Source organism: Streptococcus sp. HMSC078H12 (assembly GCF_001814615.1).
GTDB lineage: Bacteria > Bacillota > Bacilli > Lactobacillales > Streptococcaceae > Streptococcus > Streptococcus salivarius_F.
Window position 1 is genome coordinate 62619 of the sequence record NZ_KV817343.1, and the last position, 17755, is coordinate 80373.

Annotated in this window: 21 protein-coding genes; 18 read left to right on the forward strand and 3 right to left on the reverse strand. The window is 38.9% G+C overall.

Annotated elements, in window-relative coordinates; genetic code table 11:
• Positions 1-9: 9 nt before the first annotated feature.
• Positions 10-321, forward strand: coding sequence for a hypothetical protein (locus HMPREF2979_RS08040; RefSeq protein WP_070656084.1), 312 nt, complete (start codon positions 10-12; stop codon positions 319-321).
• 54 nt (positions 322-375) lie between these two features.
• On the opposite strand, the gene HMPREF2979_RS08045 is transcribed toward HMPREF2979_RS08040, so the two are convergent.
• Positions 376-1383: a YeiH family protein gene (locus HMPREF2979_RS08045; protein WP_070656086.1), complete on the reverse strand. Its 1008-nt coding sequence runs from the start codon at positions 1381-1383 to the stop codon at positions 376-378.
• A 172-nt stretch (positions 1384-1555) separates the two neighbouring features.
• On the opposite strand from HMPREF2979_RS08045, the gene HMPREF2979_RS08050 reads away from it, so the two are divergent.
• The gene (locus HMPREF2979_RS08050) at positions 1556-2269 is read left to right on the forward strand and encodes a glycoside hydrolase family 73 protein (RefSeq protein ID WP_070656088.1); all 714 of its coding nucleotides are present in this window, start codon (positions 1556-1558) and stop codon (positions 2267-2269) included.
• 94 nt (positions 2270-2363) lie between these two features.
• On the opposite strand, the gene HMPREF2979_RS08055 is transcribed toward HMPREF2979_RS08050, so the two are convergent.
• On the reverse strand, positions 2364-3272 hold the full coding sequence (locus HMPREF2979_RS08055; protein ID WP_002891090.1) for a LysR family transcriptional regulator: 909 nt from the start codon (positions 3270-3272) through the stop codon (positions 2364-2366).
• A 207-nt stretch (positions 3273-3479) separates the two neighbouring features.
• Between HMPREF2979_RS08055 and glmS the strand changes: the two genes are divergently transcribed.
• The 14 genes from glmS to HMPREF2979_RS08120 all read left to right on the forward strand — a co-directional run bounded on the left by glmS (position 3480) and on the right by HMPREF2979_RS08120 (position 14303).
• Positions 3480-5288, forward strand: a complete 1809-nt coding sequence (gene glmS, locus HMPREF2979_RS08060; RefSeq protein ID WP_070656090.1) for a glutamine--fructose-6-phosphate transaminase (isomerizing) — start codon at positions 3480-3482, stop codon at positions 5286-5288.
• Between the two features lie 117 nt (positions 5289-5405).
• Positions 5406-5738, forward strand: coding sequence for a zinc ribbon domain-containing protein YjdM (locus HMPREF2979_RS08065; RefSeq protein WP_002891088.1), 333 nt, complete (start codon positions 5406-5408; stop codon positions 5736-5738).
• Between the two features lie 199 nt (positions 5739-5937).
• Positions 5938-6579, forward strand: coding sequence for an amino acid ABC transporter permease (locus HMPREF2979_RS08070; RefSeq protein WP_002891087.1), 642 nt, complete (start codon positions 5938-5940; stop codon positions 6577-6579).
• Between the two features lie 8 nt (positions 6580-6587).
• Positions 6588-7217, forward strand: a complete 630-nt coding sequence (locus HMPREF2979_RS08075; RefSeq protein WP_002891086.1) for an amino acid ABC transporter ATP-binding protein — start codon at positions 6588-6590, stop codon at positions 7215-7217.
• Between the two features lie 12 nt (positions 7218-7229).
• Entirely contained in the window at positions 7230-8081 is an 852-nt protein-coding gene (locus tag HMPREF2979_RS08080) for an amino acid ABC transporter substrate-binding protein (protein ID WP_021144064.1), read from the forward strand.
• Positions 8082-8194: 113 nt separating this feature from the next.
• Positions 8195-9610 (forward strand): Y-family DNA polymerase, encoded by a 1416-nt coding sequence (locus HMPREF2979_RS08085; protein ID WP_070656092.1) that lies wholly within the window; start codon positions 8195-8197, stop codon positions 9608-9610.
• Complete coding sequence (locus HMPREF2979_RS08090) at positions 9607-9984, forward strand: hypothetical protein (protein WP_049545387.1); 378 nt, start codon at positions 9607-9609, stop codon at positions 9982-9984. The genes HMPREF2979_RS08085 and HMPREF2979_RS08090 overlap by 4 nt, the downstream gene beginning before the upstream one ends.
• Positions 9962-10243: a DUF5960 family protein gene (locus HMPREF2979_RS08095; protein ID WP_070656094.1), complete on the forward strand. Its 282-nt coding sequence runs from the start codon at positions 9962-9964 to the stop codon at positions 10241-10243. Before HMPREF2979_RS08090 ends, HMPREF2979_RS08095 begins: the two co-directional genes overlap by 23 nt.
• Before the next feature lie 161 nt (positions 10244-10404).
• Positions 10405-11424, forward strand: coding sequence for an alcohol dehydrogenase AdhP (adhP, locus tag HMPREF2979_RS08100; RefSeq protein WP_070656097.1), 1020 nt, complete (start codon positions 10405-10407; stop codon positions 11422-11424).
• Positions 11425-11610: 186 nt separating this feature from the next.
• Entirely contained in the window at positions 11611-11859 is a 249-nt protein-coding gene (locus HMPREF2979_RS10150; protein ID WP_083312378.1) for an SPASM domain-containing protein, read from the forward strand.
• Positions 11860-11863: 4 nt separating this feature from the next.
• The gene (locus tag HMPREF2979_RS08105) at positions 11864-12109 is read left to right on the forward strand and encodes a phosphoglycerate mutase (protein ID WP_261787315.1); all 246 of its coding nucleotides are present in this window, start codon (positions 11864-11866) and stop codon (positions 12107-12109) included.
• A complete protein-coding gene (locus tag HMPREF2979_RS08110) occupies positions 12102-12995 on the forward strand; it encodes an ABC transporter ATP-binding protein (RefSeq protein WP_070656100.1) in 894 nt (297 codons plus the stop codon). The genes HMPREF2979_RS08105 and HMPREF2979_RS08110 overlap by 8 nt, the downstream gene beginning before the upstream one ends.
• The gene (locus HMPREF2979_RS08115) at positions 12992-13732 is read left to right on the forward strand and encodes an ABC transporter (RefSeq protein WP_070656102.1); all 741 of its coding nucleotides are present in this window, start codon (positions 12992-12994) and stop codon (positions 13730-13732) included. Before HMPREF2979_RS08110 ends, HMPREF2979_RS08115 begins: the two co-directional genes overlap by 4 nt.
• Positions 13725-14303, forward strand: coding sequence for a hypothetical protein (locus tag HMPREF2979_RS08120; protein WP_022496604.1), 579 nt, complete (start codon positions 13725-13727; stop codon positions 14301-14303). The genes HMPREF2979_RS08115 and HMPREF2979_RS08120 overlap by 8 nt, the downstream gene beginning before the upstream one ends.
• Positions 14304-14907: 604 nt before the next feature.
• Here HMPREF2979_RS08120 and guaA read toward each other — a convergent pair.
• Positions 14908-16470: a glutamine-hydrolyzing GMP synthase gene (gene guaA, locus HMPREF2979_RS08125; RefSeq protein WP_002883901.1), complete on the reverse strand. Its 1563-nt coding sequence runs from the start codon at positions 16468-16470 to the stop codon at positions 14908-14910.
• Positions 16471-16634: 164 nt separating this feature from the next.
• Between guaA and HMPREF2979_RS08130 the strand changes: the two genes are divergently transcribed.
• Entirely contained in the window at positions 16635-17333 is a 699-nt protein-coding gene (locus HMPREF2979_RS08130) for a GntR family transcriptional regulator (protein WP_002883912.1), read from the forward strand.
• A 65-nt stretch (positions 17334-17398) separates the two neighbouring features.
• On the forward strand, positions 17399-17731 hold the full coding sequence (locus tag HMPREF2979_RS08135) for a putative DNA-binding protein (protein WP_002883908.1): 333 nt from the start codon (positions 17399-17401) through the stop codon (positions 17729-17731).
• Positions 17732-17755: the final 24 nt, after the last annotated feature.

Sequence of the window (17755 nt, forward strand, 5' to 3'; positions counted from 1 at the left end):
AATAACTAAGTGAGTAAACAGGGGTTGAAATTGGGGGCTTTTGTTAAATATTATTTGGTGAGCCTTGCGTCACTGAGCTTTTTATGTCTTATTTTGTATGGGCTATATTCTTTAAACGGGCTCATTCCTTTTTCTCTAGATAGAGCTTCAAGTCTTGAAGTAAAGCATTATTCAGGGCAGACTACATCTTCAATAAAACAAGATGGTGATTATAAGGTTCAGGATATTAGTGGTGAAACTAAGAGTTACAATGTTGATTTGAAAGTAACAAACGATGGGGACAAGGTTATCCAAACCTATGTCTTTGAGTATAAAAAATGATTCTATAGTAAAAACTCACAAACTTAGCAAGATTGTGAGTTTTTTAGATGTCTTTTACCAAAGTCCTAATAGCTTTTGCATGAGAAGAGAAGCAAGACTGATTAATAACCAACAAACTCCTCCCACTAGAAGTGCTGAGCCTCCTTTGGTGATTAGTGTTTTGAGGTTCGTTTGGAAACCGATAGCCGTCATTGCCATAATAATCATAAATTTCGAAAGGTCTTTTAAAGGTGAAAAGACGGCAGGTGTTACACCGAGTGCCATTGCAACAGTTGTAATCAGTGAGGCCAAAAGGAACCAAAGGATAAAGTTAGGCACTGCTTTGGTTAGCGAGAATGCTTCCTTTGTATTGTCCTTTCGAGACTGCCATACAGAAAGCCCAAGAGTTATAGGGATGATAGCAAGTGTTCGGGTCAATTTAACAATTGTTGCCTGCTCTAGAATGGATGTTCCATGTAAGCTATCCCAGGAACTAGCTGTAGCAGTTACAGAAGAAGTATCGTTGACAGCTGTTCCAGCAAATATGGCAAAGCCTTGATTGCTAAGTCCCAACCAGGATCCCAAGTGAGGGAAGAGTAGAGCTGCTAAGATGTTGAAAAAGAAAATTACAGAGATTGCTGTTGCAATAGATTCATCTTTAGCCTTGATTACAGGAGCAGTTGCAGCGATAGCAGATCCCCCACAAATAGAAGAACCAACACCTACTAAAGTAGCAATTTCACTATCTAGCTTGAACACGCGATGGACGACATAAGCAGTAAGCAGTGCTGTAGTAATTGTCACTAGAATAATGGGAAGTGATGTTACGCCAACCTTAAAGACTTGGGAAAGATTTAGTCCAAATCCAAGAAGAATAACAGCGTATTGTAATACTTTTTTAGAAGTGAATTGCATTCCTGCTTTAAGTTTCTGAGAATCTCTTAGAATAATTCCTAGCAGAAGTCCTATAAATAAACCAAGGACAGGCCCACCAATAATAGGGAATAAGTTTCCAAGGAACCATGCTAGGAGAGACATAAGTATTGCAATACATAATCCTGGTAAGAATTCTTTTATTTTCATTCATTTATCTCCTTAAAATTTGACTATATTATAGCTTATTATAAATATGATGTAAAGGTGACATTTGCTTTATTTATCAAGGAAAATAGGTCTGAAAGTTGCGACTTGTCAGTTTTTCTGATAGAATAGTATTAAAATATTATAATTGAAAATCTTATGAAGGAAGGGTTGTATGTATCGTCATTTAAAGAAGTATATGATTTTTATCGTGGGAGCTTTTGTGTGTTCACTTTTTTTGGTTCTAGCTTTTACAACAGATAGAAAAAATGATAACAGTGTTAATGCTAAAGCAGAAGCTGCCTACAATCAAACTACGACGGCTTTTATCGATAGTATTGGAGAGACTGCTAGACAGATTGGTCAAGATTACAATATCTATGCTTCTGTTCTAATTGCTCAAGCCATTCTGGAATCAAATTCAGGTCAGTCAGGTCTGAGTCAAGCTCCTTATTACAACTTCTTCGGGATTAAGGGCACTTATAATGGGAATTCTGTGACCATGCGTACTTGGGAAGACGATGGTACAGGGAAGACTTATGAGATTGATGAACCTTTCCGTTCTTATGGAAGTCTAAGTGATTCTTTGGCCGATTATGCTGCTTTGATGACGTCATCAACTTATGCTGGCACATGGAAATCAAATACAAGTAGTTATGCAGATGCCACTCAAGCACTGACAGGAACTTATGCAACTGATAGCCTTTACGCTTCTAAATTAAATAGTATTATTGCATACTATGGTTTGACTGCCTACGATCAAGCTCCAGTTACCCAAGCAACTGGGTCAACAAGTGGCCTTGTTTGGAACAGCTATAGAGGCTCATACACAGATGCTGAGACCTTATCTATAGATGAGGCTTGGGCAAGCTATAAAAATTATAAATAACAATGAGAGTCGAAAGGCTCTTTTTTTGTGCACCAAATTGGATAGTTTGGGTGATAAAAAGTCCCCAACATTCTGTGCTGGGGACTAACATCTATTAGTTGTCAAAAGTGACTTCTTTAACGAGGTTATCTAGGAATTTTTCCCCCATTTTAGAGAGGGTTGCCTTTTCATGCTTCAAGTAAACAATATCAATCTCATCATCAATATCAAGCGGGATAGAGACAATGTTATCACCATTCAAATTACTATTTAAAATACCTGTAGCAATGGTGTAACCATCCAAACCGATTAAGAGGTTGAAGAGTGTCGCGCGGTCTGAAACCACGATGGACTTTTTATGGGGAATCTGAGAGAGGATTTCTTCAGAATAGTAGAAGGAATTATGAATCCCTTGGTCGTAGCTAAGGTATGGGAAGTCCTCTAAATCTTCTAAAGAGACAACTTCATGCTTAGCCAAGGGATTTGACTTGCTGACAAAGATATGTGGTCTAGCTTTGAAGAGACTAGTATATGTGAGACGGTTGTCGTCAAACATCTTAGTCAAGACATCTCGGTTATAGCTGTTAAGGAAGAGCACACCAATTTCTGAACGGAAGTTCTTAACGTCCTCAATAATTTCGTAAGTACGTGTTTCACGTAAGAAGAGCTCGTAGCGTGTCATATCAGCTCTCTTGAGAAGTGAGACGAAAGCATTGACAACAAAAGCGTAGTGTTGAGAGGAAACACTAAACAATTCACGTGTCTCTGTGTGACTCTTGTAGCGTTCTTCCAAGAGATTCGTTTGTTCCACCACCTGACGGGCATAAGAGAGAAATTCAACGCCATCCTTGGTTAAGGTGATTCCCTTAGGGTTACGGATAAAGATATCAATTCCCATTTCTCTTTCCAAGTCACGAACAGCATTTGAAAGACTTGGTTGCGTAATGAAAAGTTGTTTTGCAGCTTCATTCATTGAGCCGGTTTCGACGATTTTGATAATATAATGTAATTGTTGAATTCGCATAGCCTTATTATAGCATATTTTAAGGATTATTCCTTAGGATAAGAGGCGAGTAAAAAGTCTTTTTAGGACTATACCAATTTTTATGCTTGACAATGTCAAATATATGGAATATACTGTCCTCGTTAAGCTTTTTAAAGAGCTTATTGACTATACCAATTTTAAATAAAGGAGACATGACCTCTTTGATCTGAGGTTATTATTAAAAATATGTGTGGAATTGTTGGTGTTGTAGGTAACACAAATGCAACTGATATCTTGATTCAAGGACTTGAAAAGCTAGAATACCGTGGTTATGATTCAGCTGGTATCTTTGTAGCTGGCGATGCATCTAGTCAATTGGTTAAGGCTGTTGGCCGTATTGCGGAACTTGCTGCTAAAACTGAAGGAGTAGAAGGCACAGCTGGTATTGGACATACTCGTTGGGCAACTCATGGTAAACCAACAGAGGATAATGCTCACCCACACCGCTCAGAAACTGAACGTTTTGTTTTGGTTCACAATGGTGTTATTGAAAACTATCTTGAAATTAAGGAAGAATACCTTTCTGGTCATCATTTCAAAGGTCAAACTGATACTGAAATCGCAGTTCACTTGATTGGAAAATTCGTTGAAGAAGATGGTTTGTCAACTCTTGAAGCATTCAAGAAAGCTCTTCACATTATCCGTGGATCATATGCCTTTGCCCTCATGGATTCTGAAGATGCCTCAACAATTTACGTGGCAAAAAACAAATCACCACTTTTGATTGGTCTTGGTGATGGCTATAACATGGTCTGCTCAGATGCCATGGCTATGATTCGCGAAACTAATCAATACATGGAAATTCACGATCAAGAGCTAGTTATCGTGAAATCTGATAGTGTTGAAGTTCAAGATTATGATGGCAATGTAAAAGAACGTGATAGCTATACAGCTGAACTTGACCTATCTGATATTGGTAAAGGCACTTACCCTTACTACATGCTCAAAGAAATCGATGAGCAACCAACAGTGATGCGTAAGCTTATCCAAGCCTACACAGATGACAAGGGGCAAGTGACTGTAGATGCTGATATTATCAAGGCTGTTCAAGAGGCTGATCGTATCTATATTCTTGCGGCAGGAACATCATATCATGCTGGTTTTGCTTCTAAGAAGATGCTTGAAGAGTTAACGGATACACCAGTTGAGCTTGGTATTTCTTCTGAGTGGGGTTATGGTATGCCACTCCTTAGCAAGAAACCTCTCTTTGTCTTTATTAGCCAATCAGGTGAAACAGCAGATAGCCGTCAGGTTCTTGTTAAAGCTAACGAGTTGGGTATTCCAAGTTTGACAGTGACAAACGTTCCGGGATCTACTCTTTCTCGTGAAGCTGACCATACAATGCTTCTTCATGCTGGCCCAGAAATTGCCGTAGCTTCTACTAAAGCTTATACTGCTCAGATTGCAGCTCTTGCCTTCTTGGCTAAAGCAGTTGGTGAGGCTAATGGTAATGAAAAAGCTAAAGCTTTCGACTTGGTACATGAATTGTCACTTGTAGCACAATCTATCGAATCAACACTCTCTGAAAAAGAAGTCATTGACGAGAAAGTGGCAGCTCTTCTTGCAGAAACACGTAATGCTTTCTATATTGGTCGTGGTCAAGATTACTACGTTGCTATGGAAGCTAGTCTTAAATTGAAAGAAATCTCATATATCCAATGTGAAGGTTTTGCAGCAGGTGAGTTGAAACACGGAACGATTGCTTTGATCGAAGATGGTACACCTGTTATTGCCCTCTTGTCTGACGCTGTTCTTGCTAGCCACACTCGTGGTAATATCCAAGAGGTAGTAGCACGTGGTGCTAAAGTGTTGACTATTGCTGAGGAAAATGTTGCTAAAGAAGGTGATGACATCGTTCTTAATAACGTTCACCCTTACTTGTCACCAATTTCAATGGTTGTACCGACACAATTGATTGCTTATTTTGCAACACTCCATCGTGGACTCGACGTCGATAAACCACGTAACTTGGCTAAATCAGTTACTGTTGAATAAAAATACCAACATCTCTTACAGTGTAAGGGATGTTGTTTGTTTTTATCGTTTTCACCCTTGCTTAATTAGGAAATCTAAAGTAGAATAGTATCTATATCACAATCTTAGGAGAGAATTATGTCATTACCAAATTGTCCAAAATGTAACTCAGAGTATGTTTATGAAGATGGAATCTTGCTTGTATGTCCTGAATGTGCCTATGAGTGGGATCCAAACGAAGTTGCAGAAGAAGAAGGACTTGTGGTTCTTGATAGCAATGGCACACGTCTTGCTGACGGTGACACTGTTACAGTTATCAAAGATTTGAAAGTTAAAGGTGCGCCAAAAGATATTAAACAAGGTACACGTGTTAAAAATATTCGTTTGGTTGAAGGTGACCACAACATTGATTGTAAGATTGATGGTTTTGGTGCTATGAAACTTAAATCTGAATTTGTTAAGAAAATCTAAAATAAGCTTTAGGGACACTAGACTTAAGTATATTTTGTTTCTTAGGACCGATTATTTAAGTCTCTCAGGAGTGTGACTATGAACTCATTTAAAAAGTGGGTCTAGTCGCACTCCTTTTTACTATTTTCAAAATCTTATATCATTTTTTTAAAAAATTTAGTATAATATTCAGTAATACTAAATAATTATAGGAGTTTATATGTCATACGTTTTGGAAGTATTACCAGCCCTTTTGAACGGTGCGGTAGTCACACTTCAAGTATTCTTCATTGTTATCGTACTGTCGATTCCATTAGGGATTGTACTTGCTTTCTTAATGCAGATTAAATTCAAACCTTTAAATTGGTTGCTAACCCTTTACGTTTGGATTATGCGTGGAACGCCTCTCCTTTTACAATTGATCTTCGTTTATTACGTTCTTCCAAGTGTTGGGATTGTCTTTGACCGTCTGCCAGCTGCTATTCTTGCTTTTACGCTTAATTATGCAGCTTATTTCGCAGAGATTTTCCGTGGAGGAATCTTGGCTATTCCGAAAGGACAATATGAAGCAGCAAAAATGCTTAAACTTAGTCCTTTCCAAACCATCCGCTACATTATCCTTCCTCAGGTAGTCAAGATTGTCTTGCCAAGTATCTTCAACGAGATTATTAACTTGGTTAAGGATTCATCATTGGTTTATGTGCTTGGGGTTGGAGACCTTCTTTTGGAGAGTCGTACCGCTGCGAACCGTGATGCGACCTTAGCACCGATGTTTGTGGCCGGAGCTATTTATCTTATCCTTGTGGGTGTGGTGACTGTGGCTTCAAAACACATCGAAAAGAAATTCAACTATTATAAATAGGAGACCTTATGTTAGAATTAAAAAATATTTCCAAGCAATTTGGTCAACACAAAATCTTTGATAACTATAACCTAACTGTCGAAGAAGGGAAAATCTTAGCTATTGTCGGACCATCTGGTGGTGGTAAAACGACTCTCTTGCGTATGCTAGCAGGACTTGAAACCATTGATTCAGGGCAAATTATTTATGAAAATGAAGAGATTCCTTTGGATCAGATGGAAAGTCGTAACTTGCTAGGTTTTGTCTTCCAAGATTTCCAACTGTTTCCGCACCTGACAGTCTTAGACAACCTAACACTTTCGCCAATTAAGACGATGGGAATGTCTAAGGAAGATGCCCAGAAAAAAGCTCAAGCCCTACTTGACCGTTTAGGTCTGGGAGCTCACGGAAATGCTTATCCTTACTCTCTTTCTGGGGGGCAAAAACAACGTGTTGCATTTGCGCGTGCTATGATGATTGATCCGAAAATTGTCGGCTATGATGAACCAACATCAGCTCTTGACCCTGAGTTGCGTCAAGAAGTAGAGAAATTGATTTTGCAGAATCGTGAGACTGGGATTACGCAAATCGTTATCACTCACGATATGCAGTTTGCACAGCACATCGCCGATGAGATTGTCACTATCAATCCAAAATAGTGAGGATTTTCCATGAAAAAAATAGTAAAAACGATTTTGCTAGGCTGTCTTGTCATTTTGCCTTTGTTTGCGCTATCAGCTTGTAGCTCGCGCTCACATTTTGCAACTCAGAAAGACCAGTGGCAAACCTATACCAAAGAAAAGAAAATCAAAATTGGTTTTGATGCGACCTTTGTTCCTATGGGATATGAGGAAAAGGATGGTAGCTATGTTGGTTTTGATATTGATCTTGCTACTGCAGTTTTTAAATTGTATGGTATCGATGTCGAATGGCAGGCTATTGACTGGGATATGAAAGAAACAGAACTGAAGAATGGGACAATTGACCTCATTTGGAATGGTTACTCGGTCACGGATGAGCGTAAGCAGTCTGCAGACTTTACAGTGCCTTATATGGTCAATGAACAAGTACTGGTAACCAAAAAGTCTTCGGGAATTGATTCTGTTGCAGGAATGGCAGGTAAGACCTTAGGTGCCCAAGCAGGCTCTTCCGGTTATGATGCTTTCAATGCTTCACCGAAGATTTTGAAGGATATCGTCGCCAACCAAAAAGCAGTCCAATATTCGACCTTTACTCAGGCCTTGATTGACCTTGATAGTGGACGTATTGACGGCCTATTGATTGACCGTGTGTATGCTAATTACTACTTAGAAAAATCAGGGGTTCTGGATCAGTATAACGTTATGCCTGCTGGTTACGAGGGTGAAAGCTTTGCTGTAGGTGCTCGTAAGGCAGATAAGACACTGATCAAAAAAATTAATCAAGGATTTAGAACCCTTTATAAAAATGGAGAATTCCAAAAGATTTCTGACAAATGGTTTGGTGAAGATGTTGCCACCGACCAAGTTAAAGGGAAAAAATAGAAGGATAACAACATTCTAGAAGGGATGTTGTTATTTTTTTGTGGAAAATACTTGAAATAAAACAAGTTATATTTTACACTGATGTTAGTTTATAAACTAACGAAAGGGCAAGCATGGGATATTTTGATTATTCAAGAGAACCGCAAAGTGATATTGCTTTTGTAGATATGAAATCTTTCTATGCGAGTGTGGAGTGTGTTGAACGTGGGCTGCACCCTCTTAAGACGTCTCTATGTGTGATGAGTAGGGCTGAAAATGCTAATGGTTTGATACTAGCCTCCTCGCCCATATTTAAGCAGGTTTTTGGCAAGTCAAATGTTAGTCGTTCTTATGACTTACCTTTTGACATTCATTCTCGTAAGTTTCATTATTATAATGCCAAAAAGCAGGGACTTCCAACGGATAGAGATTTTGTAGATTACATCGAATCTTGGGCCAAGGTTACCTTTATCGTTCCTCCTAGAATGGACCTCTATATAAAAAAGAATATCCAGATTCAACACATTTTCCAGAATTATGCCAGTGTTGAAGACATTCTTCCTTATTCCATTGATGAGGGTTTCATTGATCTCACGTCGTCACTGAATTACTTTATTCCCGATAGAACAGTTACAAGAAAAGATAAGTTAGATATGATTTCAGGGCGTATTCAAAGAGATATTTGGAGGGAGACAGGTATTTACTCGACAGTTGGGATGTCTAACAGCAATCCCTTATTGGCCAAGTTAGCTCTTGATAATGAGGCCAAACATACGGCTACTATGAGAGCCAACTGGTCCTATGAAGATGTCGAGACTAAGGTTTGGAATATTCCCCATATGACCGATTTTTGGGGGATTGGAAAGCGGATGGAGAAGCGTTTAAACAAGTTGGGGATTTTCTCTATTCGAGAACTTGCTAATAGCAATCCTGATACTCTTAAAAAGGAGTTAGGTATTGTGGGCTTAGACCTCTTTTTTCATGCCAACGGTATCGATGAAAGTAATGTTCATAAACCTTATAAACCAAAGTCACATGGCTTAGGAAATTCCCAAATCTTGCCACGAGACTATGAGCGTCAAGCTGATATTGAATTGATTCTAAGAGAGATGGCGGAACAGGTAGCTATTAGGTTAAGACGAGCCCATAAGAAAGCTTGTCAAGTTTCCATTAGTATTGGATTTTCAAAGTTAGAGGGCAAGCGTTCGCTACAAGCACAGATGAAGATTGAACCTGCTAATAATACAAGAGTACTAATAAGTCATGTCATTGAACTCTTTAGGAAGAAATATCAAGGAGGGGCTGTTCGAAGTGTCAGTGTCTCTTATGCAAATTTTGTAGATGAAAGGCTTCAGATTCTTTCTTTATTTGATGACCCAGATGACATTGATAAAGAAGAAAGACTCCAGGCAGCTATAGATAGTATTCGACAGGAATTTGGCTTTACGACCATTCAAAAAGCAACTGCTTTACAGGAGGCATCTAGGAGTCTTGCTCGAAGTAAGCTTATTGGTGGACACTCTGCTGGAGGATTAGATGGCTTAAAATGATAGACCGTAGTTACCTTCCCTTTCAATCAGCTAGGGAACATCAAGATAGGGGAATGATGAAGTGGATGGGCTTTTTCTTATCAGAACATACAAGTTCCCTACATGAAGATAAGACTAAAGAAAATCTTAGGAGTCATTTGGATGATTTAGAGAAGTTTACTTTATTAAACCAGCTTTATTCAGGTCAATTATTGGGAAGTTTCCAGATAAAGGATCAAGGTAGGCGCTGTAGATGTAGTGGCTATGTGGTTGACTTGGACTTTACTCAAGTTACTATAAAATCTTGCAAGCGACATAAATGTATTCGAACAAAGGATATATTAGAAATTAGTTTGGGGGTTGAAAACATAGATGAGGAAGAGAAAAATTTATGATGATAAACTTCAAATTGACTATTTTTCTGATAGCTATTTAAAATTTGAAGAAGACTTTTATCGTTATTCTGCCATGGATATTCCCTTAACCTTTTTGACGGATGATATTATGAGGGAGATGGCTATCAGTCAAAAGAATTATTTTTTATTAAATAAAGAGAATGCCAGAGATGGACGCAATCATTATTTCCATTTTGAAGTCAGTCTATCGGATTCCAAGACGCTTGTGAGACAGTATAGGTATCTTGGAAATGATTGAAACAAAGTAATATCAGCAGCAGAAATAGTAGCAATTCCACTTGTATAGAGTGTTTTCAAGAAAGTTTTCGCAAGCTAAGAAAACTTTTATGTAAGCGTTGACATTGTCTCTGTAAGTGCTATAATGAAGGTGTTAAAAGTTATCATATGGAGGTAATTAAGATGAGAGCAGTTGTTGTTAATCAAGCAAGTACAGGTGTTGAAGTTGTTGATCATGAAAAACCAGCAGTAGTTGGTCATGGTCAAGCTTTGGTTAAAGTTGAGTACTGTGGCGTTTGCCATACTGACCTTCATGTAGCTCATGGAGACTTTGGCCAAGTACCAGGTCGTATCTTAGGACACGAAGGAATTGGTATTGTTGAAGAAGTTGGCGAAGGGGTTGAAACACTTAAAAAAGGTGATCGCGTATCAATCGCTTGGTTCTTCGAAGGATGTGGTCATTGTGAATATTGTACAACTGGTCGTGAAACACTCTGTCGTTCTGTAAAAAATGCTGGTTATAGTGTTGATGGTGGTATGAGTGACTATGCTTTGGTTACTGCTGACTATGCTGTGAAGGTTCCAGAAGGACTTAATCCAGCTCAAGCTTCATCTATTACTTGTGCGGGAGTTACAACATATAAAGCTATTAAAGAAGCTAAAGTTGAACCTGGTCAATGGGTAGCTATTTATGGTGCTGGAGGACTAGGTAACTTGGCTATTCAATATGCTAAGAAGGTTTTCAATGCACGAGTAGTGGCTGTTGATATCAACCAAGATAAACTTGATTTGGCTAAAGAATTTGGCGCTGATTTAGTGGTGAACGGTAAAGAAGTTGAAGATGTAGCAGGCTATATCCAAGAAAAAACTGGTGGTACACACAGTGCTGTTGTCACAGCTGTTTCTAAGGTTGCCTTCAACCAGGCTGTCGATAGTGTACGTGCCGGTGGTACAGTTGTTGCCGTTGGTCTACCATCTGAATACATGGAACTTTCAATTGTTAAAACAGTTCTAGATGGTATTCGTGTTGTTGGATCTCTTGTAGGTACACGTAAGGATTTGGAAGAAGCCTTCGACTTTGGCGCACAAGGCTTGGTGGTACCAGTTGTTGAAACTGTTCCTGTTGATACAGCAGTAGAAGTCTTTGGTCAAATGGAAAAAGGACAAATCCAAGGACGTAAAGTATTGGATTTCACTAAGTAAGAATATCTCACTCAATATTATCGTGATTATTTAAGAGTGGTGTGGTATAAGTCACTTAAATCATTTTTTGAAAGTGGTCTAGTAGAGAAACACCATCGATACAAATATATCGATGGTGTTTTTGTTGGTTTATAATTTCATAAAAACGTATATTGTCCAGCACAAAATACATAGTTTGAGATAGATATGCATCGCGATGTTTATCCTTGCCCGTTTTTGCACGATGAAAAACATAAAATGGGGAATTTACTGAATAATGACTTTGATGAAGTATGGTATTCTGGAGTAGAAGAACTAAACCATACAAATTGGAGCAAAAATACTAAATGTAAATCCTGTTCACTATATAAATTTTGTGGCGGAGGCTGTTATGCTCTGGCGAATGTGTCTAATAAGGATTATGATATGAGGTGTAGTTTACACGCATATAAATAATAAAGTGTTGTTTATTCGTTTTGAGCCTAATTTTCAAGGAGATAAAAAGACAATACTATATAATAATTCTAGTGGCGAACTATATGAAGTATCTGAAATATATTTTCATTTTTTAGAAAGCATAAGAAATAAGAAAAGTTGTCAAGATGCTTTAAAGCAACGATATAATACTGAAAATATAGATATTGAAAAAATAATTGAACAAATTAAAGGGAATCTTCTAAATCTAGGGGTTATTTTAAATGACTGACATAACATTTTCACAAGTTCAAAAGAGTTTTCACAAGAAGGTCGTGTTAGACATTCCTGATTTTCAAGCGAAGTCAGGTGAAATCTTCTCCATCGTTGGTGGCAATGGTGCCGGTAAGTCGACTTTTATCAAGCTCTTGGCAGGGATCTTTTTGCAGGATAAGGGTGAGGTTCGTGTCCATGGCGTTTCTAATCACTCCAAGAAAATCCACTCGCTGGTCAAGTTTGTCTTGGAGAGTGGGCAGGGATTGTACAGTTATTTGACAGCTATGGAAAATCTCCAATATTTTCTAGGCTTGAATGGGATTGCCTTTTCTCATATCAAGGCAGAAGTGGATATCTTGTGTGACCAGCTGGCTTTCACCCCTTATAAGGACACGCTGGTTTCAGAATTGTCCCAGGGCAACCGTCAGAAATTGACCTTAATCTTAGCCTTAGTGCAAAAACCGAAAGTACTCTGTTTGGATGAGCCGACCAATGGGCTAGATTTGCTGGCAAAAAAACAGCTGACAACTCTTTTGCAGGATTATGCTTGTTACCATCAAGCTAGTATCTTCATCACCAGTCATGACGCTAGTTTTATCGAGAAGGTCAGCACTAGGCTGGTGCTGATTCAGGAGGGGCGGCTCTATCGTGAAGGAACCTTTGAGGAGATTTTTGGCAATGTCCACCAGCATGAAGTCTATCACTTGCTTCTAGATAAGAGTGCAGAAAGTGTACTGAGACAAAGCTTTCCTGAGCTGGACTACAAGGTGCTTGATGATGGGATTTCGGTAGAGACCAGAAATCCAGATCTTTATCGGATATTGCTAGAAGAAACGGAAGTCTTGCAGTTCACCCGAGAACCTGCTTCTTTGGAAGATTTGCTGTATGAGGTGCTAAAATGATGCTAGCAGCGATTGGGCGAGAGTTTAGTCGCCAACTCAGTGAATACAAACAGTTCAAAGTCAATCTTCTCTTTGCCAATCTGGGAATTTTCTTTCTGGTTACGGGTTTTTTGAACTATTTTGACAGTCAGCAAGATACTTTTGAGCTGTTTATCTTGCTTTTTACTTGGTATTTTTCTAGCCACAGTATCACTCATCCGACCTATTTTATTGAAGATGAGATTGCAGACCGCACCATTATCAACGTGATTCAGAGTCGGAGGAGCATCTTTGGCATGCTTTTTATCAAAATTATTGTGCAGATTTTGTTGGACTTGGTCAAGGCTATTCCTTTATTTTGTTTGGTTACCTTGGTTCAGCAGATAGCCTTTCCTAGTGACTGGGTCGATACTTTTGTTACCTTTTTTCTGTCCTTCGTGGTCATTGTATCCCTTTATGGTCTGGGCTTTCTCTTTGCCAGTTTTTCCTTTGTCTTTACAAAAATTTCCAGTATTACTAGCCTCCTTGCTTACGGGCTTCTCTTTTTGGTTGGTTTTGAGGATCAATCGAGTCATTTGATTGCTACTTTATCTCGTTTCTTGCCTTTTCATCTCTTGGTGAGTTTTATCCGTCAGCCAAGTTGGTTCGTTCTTTTATTATTATTGGGCTACGGTTTATTTTACTGGCTCTTGGGCTACTTGTGCTTTCAAACTTGTTTGACCTATGCCAAAAAGAAGGGGAGTTTGTTCCATGTATAATGAAGTGAAGCGATTTTATCTCTTTCGCAGGAGACGCTGGGCGGATACCCTGTTTGACACCCTCTACCACGTCATTTTCATTCTTGGATTTTATAGCCTTTTGAGGGGAAATTCTGACTTTCAGTTGTCCTATTTCTATTATTATTTCATCTTGACCCATGTGGTCTCCTTGGGCAATGAAGAGTTGGAGTACGAGATTCGGTCGGGACAATCCTTTGGCATTCAGTATGCTTTGCAATCAGTGTATAGAATTTACCTGCAACGAGCAGTGGTTTACTTTGTTTGGTTGTCTTTGATTTTCTGGATTGCTTTACTTTTGATTCATCAGAGCTTACCAACTCATTTTTCTTTGAAGGTCATCAGTTTCCAAGGACTGCTCGTAGTACTGATTGGTTTCCTGATTTTCCTTGGCTATTATCTTGTCATGATTCGACTGACCATCCGTTTCCAACGGATTTCAGTCTTGGTAGATTTTCTAAACACCGTGCTCTTATTCTACTCAGGACTCGTCTTTCCAGTGGTGAGTTTTTGGAATTTGAAGAAATTATTTGATGGGATTATAAGAAATTAAGGATTCTTTTTCAATGCAGAGTCCTTTTTCTATTGAAATCTTCTTTTAATTTCTATCCTCTGAGATGGTGAAGGTGATATACTCCCCTTATAGTGGACAGTAAAAAAACAAAAATTCACTAGAAGTGAACTGCACCGCAAAAAAAGTCCAAAATCTGTTGAAGAAAAACTATAAGTAGTTTAACTCTATCTAAACGAAGAGAAGTCTTTGATTATCTTGCTAGAAGATATAAGATTGGTCAAACAACTATTAAATGATAGAGCTGTAAGCATAAGCAAGATGGTTTTGTTTATTTGATAAATTGTAAAATATAGTGTAACAAAAAAACTCATAGCGTTTCATAGGTGTAAACCGTAAGTAACCACACAAACAGAACCCGAGGCAAAACTATGAGCTACTCCCATCTTAAAGGAAAAATTTTTCTGACTCCATAACATTGCTTATTGGTTTATTTTTGTAATTAAGATATAAAAAATCCCCACCAGAAAGAAATTCTGGTGGGGTATTTGGTAGGGAACCAAATATAATTAATTAGATTTTAGCGTTTTAAAACAATTCAAAATGCTGTTAAATCAATCAAGTCACTTTAAATTAGGTTTATATTTTACTCCCACTCTACAGTTGCAGGTGGTTTACTTGTAATATCGTAGACGATACGGTTAACGTGGTCAACTTCGTTAACGATTCGAACAGAAATCTTTTGAAGAACTTCCCATGGAAGTTTCGCAAAGTCAGCTGTCATACCGTCGATTGAAGTGATAGCACGAATAGCGATAGTGTAGTCATAAGTACGGCCATCACCCATAACACCGACAGAGCGAACGCCTGTGTTAACAGTGAAGTATTGCCATACATCACGATCAAGACCAGCTTTGGCAATTTCTTCACGAAGGATAGCATCAGACTCACGAACAGTTTCAAGTTTTTCTTCAGTGATTTCACCCATAACACGGATGGCAAGTCCTGGTCCTGGGAAAGGTTGACGCCAGACAACTTCATCAGGCATTCCCATTTCAGTACCAAGGGCACGAACTTCATCTTTGAAGAGGGTGTTGAGTGGTTCAATCAATTCAAACTGCATGTCTTCTGGAAGACCACCAACATTGTGGTGAGATTTGATTGTTTGAGCTGTCTCAGTACCTGATTCAATAATATCAGTGTAGAGTGTTCCTTGAGCTAAGAAGTCTACACCTTTAAGTTTGCTTGCTTCGTCATCAAAGACGTAAACAAACTCGTTACCGATGATTTTACGTTTTTTCTCAGGATCATCAACACCAGCCAAGAGGTCTAGGAAGCGTTTAGAAGCATCAACACGGATAATGTTAAGGCCAAATTTACCTCCAAGCATCTCCATAACTTGGTCACCTTCACCTTTACGGAGAAGACCGTGGTCAACGAAGATACATGTCAATTGATCTCCGATAGCTTTTTGCAAAAGGACACCAACAACAGATGAATCAACTCCACCTGAGAGTCCAAGAAGGACTTTACGGTCACCAACTGTTTCACGGATTTGTGCAATTTGCATATCTACGAAGTTAGCCATTGACCAGTCACCTTTAGCACCACAGATACCGAAAGCGAAGTTTTTCAAGATATCGTTACCATATACAGAGTGACGAACTTCTGGGTGGAATTGGATACCGTAGAAGTTTTTCTCAGTATTTTCCATTGCGGCGAATGGGCAATCTACTGAGTCACCAACAAGATGGAAACCTTCTGGAATTTCTGTAACAGCATCACCGTGGCTCATAAGAACGACTTGTTCTTCAGGAGTCCCTGCAAAGAGTTCTGATTGGGCACGAAGGCGAAGTGTTGATTGGCCATACTCACGGTTACCAGCTTCACCAGCAGGAACAACTTTACCACCAAGTTTGTGGGTCAACAGTTGCATTCCGTAACAGATACCAAGAATTGGAATACCAAGTTCAAAAATTTCTTCGTCAATACCAAATGCATCTTCGGCATAAACAGAGTTAGGACCACCTGAAAGTACGATACCGATAGGATCGATGGCACGGACTTCATCAGCGGTAATTTTATGGCTCTTCAATTCAGAGAAAACGCCAAATTCACGAATACGACGTGCAATCAGCTGATTGTATTGGCTACCATAGTCTAGAACAATGATTTTCTGCACATCATTCAAAGTAGAAATGTCAGTCATTATTACCCTTTCTTTTTACGTCACACATGGACTCTTATGCAATCATTGTATCACAATTTTAAGGACTTAGCACCTAGATTTATACGATGAACTGTAAGTCTTGTCGTCACCTTTACAATTCTATTAGTTTTTTTGTAAAATAGGGGTAAAGAAGGGGGTATTAGATGCTACCAGCATATATTCGCATACATGATAAGATTAAGGCAGATGTTGATGATGGCACTTGGAAAATCGGGCAACGTCTCCCTAGCGAGCGGGATCTTTGCGACACTTTTGATGTGAGTCGTATGACTGTGCGTCAGGCCATAACACTTTTAGTAGACGAGGGTATTTTAGAACGTAAACCAGGCAGTGGTACTTTTGTGGCCAGCAGTCGAGTTAAGGAAAAGATGCGTGGAACCACGAGTTTCACAGAGATTGTTAAATCCCAAGGCAAGAAACCGTCTAGTGAGCTTATTTCATATAAACGTGTGCATCCCAATGAATTTGAAATCAAGAATTTAGGTGTCTTACCACAGTCTTATGTCATTCGTATGGAACGTGTTCGTTTTGCGGATGATCTTCCAGTTGCCTATGAGATTGCCAGTATCCCTGAGAAAATTATCCGAGGTTTTAAGGAATCAGAAATTACCGAACATTTCTTCAAGACCTTAACTGATAACGGCTATGAAATAGGGAAAAGTCAGCAGACCATATCAGCTAGTTTGGCCAATAGTAGTCTAGCCAAGCACCTCAAGGTTAAGACTGGTGATGCTCTCCTGAGTCTGACACAAATTTCCTTCCTCCAAGACGGTCAGGCTTTCGAATATGTACGAAGTTACTATGTTGGTGACCGTTTTGAATTTTATTTGGAGAATAATTAGAAGTCACTGCTTTTTTCTGCACAAGAATCGTGCTAACACCATGATTTTATGGTAAAATGGAGCTTATGGAAATTGAAAAAACCAATCGCATGAATGCCCTTTTTGAGTTCTATGCTGCACTGTTAACAGATAAGCAGATGAACTATATTGAGCTCTATTATGCGGATGATTACAGTTTGGCAGAAATTGCCGAGGAATTTGGTGTGAGTCGCCAGGCAGTATATGATAACATCAAGCGTACTGAGAAGATTTTAGAAGCTTACGAGATGAAATTACATATGTATTCAGATTACATCGTCCGTAGCCAAATTTTTGATGATATCATGGAAAAATACCCAGACGATAGCTACCTCCAGGAACAAATTGCTGTGCTCAGCAGCATTGATAATAGAGATTAGATTCAAGCAGAAAGTAAGAGAGGA

Coding starts and splice junctions, on each gene's coding strand:
- HMPREF2979_RS08085 (WP_070656092.1), top strand. CDS start 8,195: ATGGGATATTTTGATTATTCAAGAGAACCGCAAAGTGATATTGCTTTT.
- glmS (WP_070656090.1), top strand. CDS start 3,480: ATGTGTGGAATTGTTGGTGTTGTAGGTAACACAAATGCAACTGATATC.
- HMPREF2979_RS08115 (WP_070656102.1), top strand. CDS start 12,992: ATGATGCTAGCAGCGATTGGGCGAGAGTTTAGTCGCCAACTCAGTGAA.
- HMPREF2979_RS10150 (WP_083312378.1), top strand. CDS start 11,611: ATGCATCGCGATGTTTATCCTTGCCCGTTTTTGCACGATGAAAAACAT.
- HMPREF2979_RS08090 (WP_049545387.1), top strand. CDS start 9,607: ATGATAGACCGTAGTTACCTTCCCTTTCAATCAGCTAGGGAACATCAA.
- HMPREF2979_RS08095 (WP_070656094.1), top strand. CDS start 9,962: ATGAGGAAGAGAAAAATTTATGATGATAAACTTCAAATTGACTATTTT.
- HMPREF2979_RS08130 (WP_002883912.1), top strand. CDS start 16,635: ATGCTACCAGCATATATTCGCATACATGATAAGATTAAGGCAGATGTT.
- HMPREF2979_RS08075 (WP_002891086.1), top strand. CDS start 6,588: ATGTTAGAATTAAAAAATATTTCCAAGCAATTTGGTCAACACAAAATC.
- HMPREF2979_RS08120 (WP_022496604.1), top strand. CDS start 13,725: ATGTATAATGAAGTGAAGCGATTTTATCTCTTTCGCAGGAGACGCTGG.
- HMPREF2979_RS08055 (WP_002891090.1), bottom strand. CDS start 3,272: ATGCGAATTCAACAATTACATTATATTATCAAAATCGTCGAAACCGGC.
- HMPREF2979_RS08110 (WP_070656100.1), top strand. CDS start 12,102: ATGACTGACATAACATTTTCACAAGTTCAAAAGAGTTTTCACAAGAAG.
- HMPREF2979_RS08070 (WP_002891087.1), top strand. CDS start 5,938: ATGTCATACGTTTTGGAAGTATTACCAGCCCTTTTGAACGGTGCGGTA.
- guaA (WP_002883901.1), bottom strand. CDS start 16,470: ATGACTGACATTTCTACTTTGAATGATGTGCAGAAAATCATTGTTCTA.
- HMPREF2979_RS08065 (WP_002891088.1), top strand. CDS start 5,406: ATGTCATTACCAAATTGTCCAAAATGTAACTCAGAGTATGTTTATGAA.
- HMPREF2979_RS08135 (WP_002883908.1), top strand. CDS start 17,399: ATGGAAATTGAAAAAACCAATCGCATGAATGCCCTTTTTGAGTTCTAT.
- HMPREF2979_RS08045 (WP_070656086.1), bottom strand. CDS start 1,383: ATGAAAATAAAAGAATTCTTACCAGGATTATGTATTGCAATACTTATG.
- adhP (WP_070656097.1), top strand. CDS start 10,405: ATGAGAGCAGTTGTTGTTAATCAAGCAAGTACAGGTGTTGAAGTTGTT.
- HMPREF2979_RS08080 (WP_021144064.1), top strand. CDS start 7,230: ATGAAAAAAATAGTAAAAACGATTTTGCTAGGCTGTCTTGTCATTTTG.
- HMPREF2979_RS08050 (WP_070656088.1), top strand. CDS start 1,556: ATGTATCGTCATTTAAAGAAGTATATGATTTTTATCGTGGGAGCTTTT.